The sequence below is a fragment of the Caulobacter sp. genome, assembly GCF_017744445.1.
In the GTDB taxonomy this organism is placed as follows: Bacteria; Pseudomonadota; Alphaproteobacteria; order Caulobacterales; family Caulobacteraceae; genus Caulobacter.
This window is the reverse complement of the sequence record NZ_JAGIBH010000004.1, coordinates 297,969-303,735: the sequence shown is the minus strand read 5'-3', so window position 1 is coordinate 303,735 and position 5,767 is coordinate 297,969. Positions and strand designations below refer to the sequence as shown.

The window sequence follows — 5,767 nt, the reverse complement described above, 5'->3', positions numbered from 1 at the left end:
GAACTCGGCGTTGCTCAGCGGACCGTTGTAGATCCACTGCAGCGCCTCGCTCATGTCAGCGTAGTCGTAGTCTCCTCGGGTGAACTTGCCCCCGATCTTCCAGCTGACCTTCAGATCCCCGATTTTCCCATCAACAAGCACATTCAATGCGCCGCCGGCCATGTCCGTCTCAACCGTGGACCCGACATTGCTCTGGACCTGAGGACGCGTTGAGTCCCCGACGGCCCCTAGCTCATAGCTGACCGGATCGGACCAGTCGGGACCGCTGATCTGCCGGATCTTCCAGTCCTGATCCAGGAGGCGGCTTCGAACGGCGCTGAAGTTTCCGCGCGCGACCACGCTGTTCATCAGGCTGTAGAGATAGCCTTTCTTGTTCTCGCGATATCCGCTGCCTGAATTCGAGTAGAACAGGTATCCGTCCGCCTTGATCTTTTCACGGCTCCATTCGAAACCTGGAGCGACGGTGCGGGTGGTTCCGACCTTGTAGTTGTATATATTGGACAGAGCTAATGTGTTGGCGGTTTCGGCGGCGTTGGTGGTGAAGTCCAGGGCCGCGTCGCCATGGCCGACCACGCCCCGGCCGCGCGCCAGCGTCGTGAAGGTCGGCCGGGTCGTGCTGGAGTCGATATCGCCGCGATTGTAGCTGGCCATCAACGACAGGATCAGATGGTCGGTGGCCTTGAAATCGAGGCCGAGCAAGGCGGATTTGCGATTGTATTCACGGACGTAGAACGCCCCGGCGATCGAGGTCACCGCATAGGGATCGGGACTTGCGGCTGTCGGAAGGTAGTTGCGGCCCGCCGTGGTCTGTTCCTGTTCGATCAGGGTCGTGGAGTCGCTCAGGCCCGCCGTCACGCCCAGCCGGCCGTCCAGGAACACATCGGCGTAGGTGATCTGTTCCGTGGGCAGGAACCTCTTGCCGCCGTAGCCGCCTTCCTGCCAACCGGTCCTACGACCATCCCAAAGCCCCGTGTGGGTGGAGCCGCCCAGCTGCACGGTGATGCTGCGGCCCTTGCGGTCGAAGGCCTTGCGGGTGCGGATGTCGATCGTGCCGGCCGGGGCGTTGGCGTCCATGTCGGCGCTGGTGGTCTTGGAGACGCTGATCGAGTCGATCGCCGTCAGGGCCAGTTGCTCAAAGCTGTACTGGCGCGAGGTCGGCGACGTGGTGCTGGTGTTGGCGTCCGTGCCGCCGGCGAGCGCTCGGCCGTTGATGACGACCCGGGTGTATTTGGATTGAAGGCCGCGCAGCGAGATGTTGCGGGGTATGTCGTCGGCGACGACGTCGAAATCCACGCCGGGCATGTACTTGAGGAACTCGGCCGGGTTGCCGTCCCCGATCTCTCCGAAGCTGTCGGCCGAGAGTGTGTTGACGATGTTCATCGAGGCGCGCTGCTCCATGATGGCGCGCGCGTCGCCTTCACGGGCGCCCAGCACCACCACCTCGTCGACGCCCGTAACTTCCTGAGCGGACTTCGCCGGCAGTGAGCTGCGCAGCTCGATGTCCTGCCGAGTGGTCAGCCCTGCCCTGACGCCCACCATCACGGTCCTAGGCATGTAGCCGGTGAATTCAACGCTCAGCCGCACGGCCCCCGCGGGCACGCTGTTGATGCGGAACTCGCCACGATCCCCCGAGGTCGCCACCTGTCGGCCGTCGATCTTGATGATCGCGTTGCGCAGATAGTCTCCGATGACCGGATCCAGCACCGCGCCAGCCACGATGCCGACGCCATGTCCGGCTTTGCTGGACTTTGAAGTTCGGGCGGGGCGCAGCACGATGACGCCGCCGTCGCGGGACGCGACCTCCAGCCCGGTGCCCCGCAGGAGCATGGTCAGGGCTCGGCGCACATCCATGTCGCCGCGAAGGTCGCGTGTGCGGACGCCGCGGAGCTGGTCGGTCGGCGCGGTGATCTGGACGCGGGCCTGGAGGCCGAACTGGCTGATGGCCGTCATCGCATCCTGGGCCGGGATGTTGAAGGTCCGTTGCTGGGCCAGGGCCGAGCCGGCCAGGCCCAGCGCCATGAGAGCGACGCCGGATCCGAGAAGCGCCTTGCGCGGGTCGATGATCATAGCGATCCCCGTCTCGGCTCCCAACGCGTTGCTCTTCAGCGGGTGATCACCACGTAGCCCTCGCGGACCTCGGCCCGGCTCTCCAGGCTCCCCGCCACGGCGCGCGCGAAACCCACGGGATCGTTGGCGTCGAACACCCCCGCCACCCCGCTGGCGGACAAGGTGGGATCCTGGACGACGATGCGGGTGTCGCTGTAGCGGGCGAACTCGGCCGCCGCCGTCGACAGGCTCTCGCCGGCGAAGACCAGCCGCCCCTCGCGCCATGCCAGTTCACGGCTGACCTCGACTGCGCTCACTTGAATAAAGGTCATGGGCGCGGTCGCGTCACCGATGAGCGCGCGGGTATTCGCCTTCATCCGCATGGGCGCGGCCGTCGAGATGGAAGGTCGGGCGACCTCGACCACGCCCTCCCGCACCAGCACCTTGACGGTCCGGCTGGCGGTCGCCGCGACGGTGAAGCTGGTGCCGACAGCGCGGACATCCACGTTCGACGCCTGGACAACAAAGGGCCGCGCGCGATTCTTGGCGACGTCGAATAGAGCCTCCCCGCTCACAAGATGAACATGGCGCAGGTTCCGAGAATAGCGGACTTCGAGGCGCGTCGCGGTATTGAGGGTGACGATGGAGCCGTCCTCGAGGGCAAGGACGCGCGTCTCGCCCTTTCGAGTTTCATAGACGCGCGAGCGCGCCAGCCCGAGGTAGATGCCGACCCCGGCGATCGAGGCGGCCGCGGCCGCGCCGGCGATCCACCACCGGCGGGTCGGCCCCGCCATGGCCTGACGGCTCGTCCGCGACACCTCATCGGCCGCGCCCTCGACCTCGGTGGCGGCCAGGACGGCGGTCATGCGCATGTAGCCGCCGAGGCGTCGTGGGTCGCCCGCCAGCCACGTGGCGAGTTCGGCGGCCTCGGTTTCGGTCAATCCGCGGTCCGCGCGCGCCGCCCAGTCGGCGGCGTCCCGGTTAATGGCGTCAGCGGTCTCGGGCAGGGTCATCGTGGTCCAAATTCCGAGCCCCTAGCAGGCCGTCCGAGTTAGTCGAACGAGCCTCGCCGTTTCCGCCTGTCTCCCAAGACTGGGCGATCAAATAAACACCTCGGGCCATGCGTTTCTCGATCGTGCTCTCAGGCACCTTCAGGCGTCGAGCGACCTCCTTCTGGCTCATGCCGTCGATCCGCCGCAGCCGAAAGACCTCGGCGACGGCCGGGGGCAGCTGCGAGAAGATGCGCTTCAGGCGGCTCAACTGGTCGCGATGCAGAACAACCGCTTCTGGCGAAGGATCGGCGGAGGCCGCCCCGATGGCCTCGTAATCCTCCACCACGACCATCGGCACGACCTTCTGCCGGCGAGCATAGTCGGTCATGATTCCACCGGCCATGCGGTAGAGATAGCTTCGCGGGCTGTGGATGTGGTCGACGGACGGCGACGCCGCCAATCGGGCGTAGGCTTCCTGGATGATGTCGTCGACCTCGAAACCCACAGGCGCGCGCCGCTTCAGGGCGCGCCGCAGCTCGGCCTCGTAGGGCAGGATATGGCGCGCGATCCAGCGGGCGCGCTCGCGGTGCATCGCCAGGGCGTCTACGCCCTTCGCATCTTGCCCGTCAGCGCCCACTGCCTTCGCCAAAGCTGCTTTCCGTATACCCGCGTAGACATCGCTTCGCGGCAGCTCCGCGACGCCACTATCAGCGCCGTCCGGACTAGCGACTTTTTATGAAGGTTCGCCGACAGGCGCCTGCTCCGGAACTCGGAGTGGTTTCCCCGCCTCTGTGAATTTTCAAAGACAGTTGGAGGAAGTTCGAAGGGCGTTCGACCCCGTTCAGGACCGGCCACGCTTGGGAGGCCGAGACGGGGATCAAGATGACCATCAACACGCGTAAGGCGCTGCTTGGCTGCGGTGTCGCTCTCATGGCGCTGGGCCTGGCCGGGCACGCCTCGGCCCAGCAGCGGACCTCGGATCTCTCCGCCCCATCGGCCCAAGGCTCGGGCGTGGTGACGGGTTCGGTGCTGGATCCGGCGACGGGGGATTATCTGCGCAACGCCATCATCAAGATCGGCGGCCGGCAGGTGGCGACGTCGGGGGATCGCGGCGAATTCCGCATCAACAGCGTGCCCGCCGGCGCCGTGCAGCTGAGCGTGGAGTTCACCGGCTATGTCACCCGCACCGTGACGGTGAGCGTCAGCCCAGGCACGACGACCCGGCAGGATGTCGAGCTGCGCAGCTCGCTGGCGGCGGCGTCCGCTCAAGCCAGCTCGGCAGAGGCCAACAACGTCGACCAGGTGGTGGTGCTGCTGGGCGCCCGGGAGGGCGACGCGCGCGCCATCATGGAGCAGCGCGCGTCGATGAACATCGTCAACACCTTGTCGGCCGAGAGCTTCGGGGAGATCGGCGACGGCAATCCGGCGGAGTTCCTCAAGTACATGCCCGGCGTCGACTTCGACGTCGTCGCCGACGACGTGCCCCGCAACATCTCGCTGCGCGGCCTGCCCGCACGCTACACGGGGATCACCATCAACGGCCGATCGCTGGCGGGCGGAGCTGACGCCAATACCAGCACGACGTCGCCGACGTCGCGCCAGTACAGTTTCGAGCAGCTGGCCCTGACCGGGATCGACTCGATCAGCGTCTCCAAGACCACCAGCGCCGACATGGACGCCAATGCCCCGGCCGGCACGATCGACATCCGCACCCGCAAGGCCTTCGATCGCAAGGGCCGCAGCATCACCGTGCAGCTGGGCGGCTCCACCCAGACCGGGCTCTGGGATGGCTTCAAGACGGGTTGGCGGGAGGGCGGCTACGGCGGCAAGAAGTTCCTCCCCATGGCGCAGCTCACCTATGCCGACGTGTTCCTCGACGGCCGGCTGGGCGTGACCTTGGGCCTGAGCGACTCCACCACGGTGATCGAGCAGGAACAGACCACGGCGGGCCGCAACTACATCCCGACGGCGGTCAGCCCTGACCGCTATGCCGTGACGTCGATCGCGGGCTCGTTCTACGTCCGGGAATACAATCGCAAGTCCGCCTCACTCGGCCTCGACTTCAAGGCCACCGACAATCTCGTGCTGTCGCTGGCGGCGAACTATAACCGCGGCGATATCGACCCGGCGCAGATCGTTCCGACCTTCACGACGGCGGCGCGCACCCGAGGCGTGGTCGGCCATGGCGATGCAGCGCTGGACTTCACCACCAACGCCGCCGACACCACCAGCACCTTGGGCTTGGTCAACACCTATACCTACAAGGTCGGGGAGACCAAGAGCCTCGTGCCGAGCTTCGAATGGAACGGCGGTCGTTTTCGGATGGACGGCTACCTCTCCTATTCGAATTCGAACAGCCGCTACGATTCAGGCTCCAAGGGGCAGGTTTCCGCCCTGCTCAACGACCTGACCACGCGCGGCAACTTCAGCGCCGTGCGCAGCAATCTGCTGGATCAGGATTGGAAGATCCGCCAGATCAGCGGCCCCGACTGGTCCGATCCGGCCAGCTACACCCTGGGCACGGTCAACGGCTCCAACCGCCCCCAGATCCGCACCACCTCAGGCTCGTCGATCGAAGCCAGGAATCTCGGCGGCGGCCTGAATTTCGAGCTCGACGGGCACGTCGGCCAGGTTCCCGTGACCTGGAAGGCGGGCGGTAAGTTGACGCGCAGCGACTACGACTACGCCAATAACAGCGAGGCGCTGCAGTGGATCTACAGCGGTCCCTT

General features: G+C 66.1%; 4 protein-coding genes. 1 reads left to right on the top strand and 3 read right to left on the bottom strand.

What is annotated here, in order from left to right; genetic code table 11:
- The 3 genes from J7528_RS08285 to J7528_RS08275 form a co-directional block, all read right to left on the bottom strand.
- Positions 1-2,067: TonB-dependent receptor plug domain-containing protein (locus J7528_RS08285; RefSeq protein ID WP_291872727.1), on the bottom strand; the 2,067-nt coding region annotated here is incomplete at its 3' end.
- A 35-nt stretch (positions 2,068-2,102) separates the two neighbouring features.
- Positions 2,103-3,059 (bottom strand): FecR domain-containing protein, encoded by a 957-nt coding sequence (locus tag J7528_RS08280; RefSeq protein ID WP_291872726.1) that lies wholly within the window; start codon positions 3,057-3,059, stop codon positions 2,103-2,105.
- A complete protein-coding gene (locus J7528_RS08275) occupies positions 3,037-3,687 on the bottom strand; it encodes a sigma-70 family RNA polymerase sigma factor (protein ID WP_291872724.1) in 651 nt (216 codons plus the stop codon). The genes J7528_RS08280 and J7528_RS08275 overlap by 23 nt, the downstream gene beginning before the upstream one ends.
- 233 nt (positions 3,688-3,920) lie before the next feature.
- Between J7528_RS08275 and J7528_RS08270 the strand changes: the two genes are divergently transcribed.
- Positions 3,921-5,767 (top strand): TonB-dependent receptor plug domain-containing protein (locus J7528_RS08270; RefSeq protein ID WP_291872722.1); only part of this gene is annotated, 1,847 nt, incomplete at its 3' end.

Bases quoted from the DNA above. Each gene is read 5' to 3' on its own strand.
- J7528_RS08280 (WP_291872726.1), bottom strand. From the start codon at position 3,059: ATGACCCTGCCCGAGACCGCTGACGCCATTAACCGGGACGCCGCCGAC.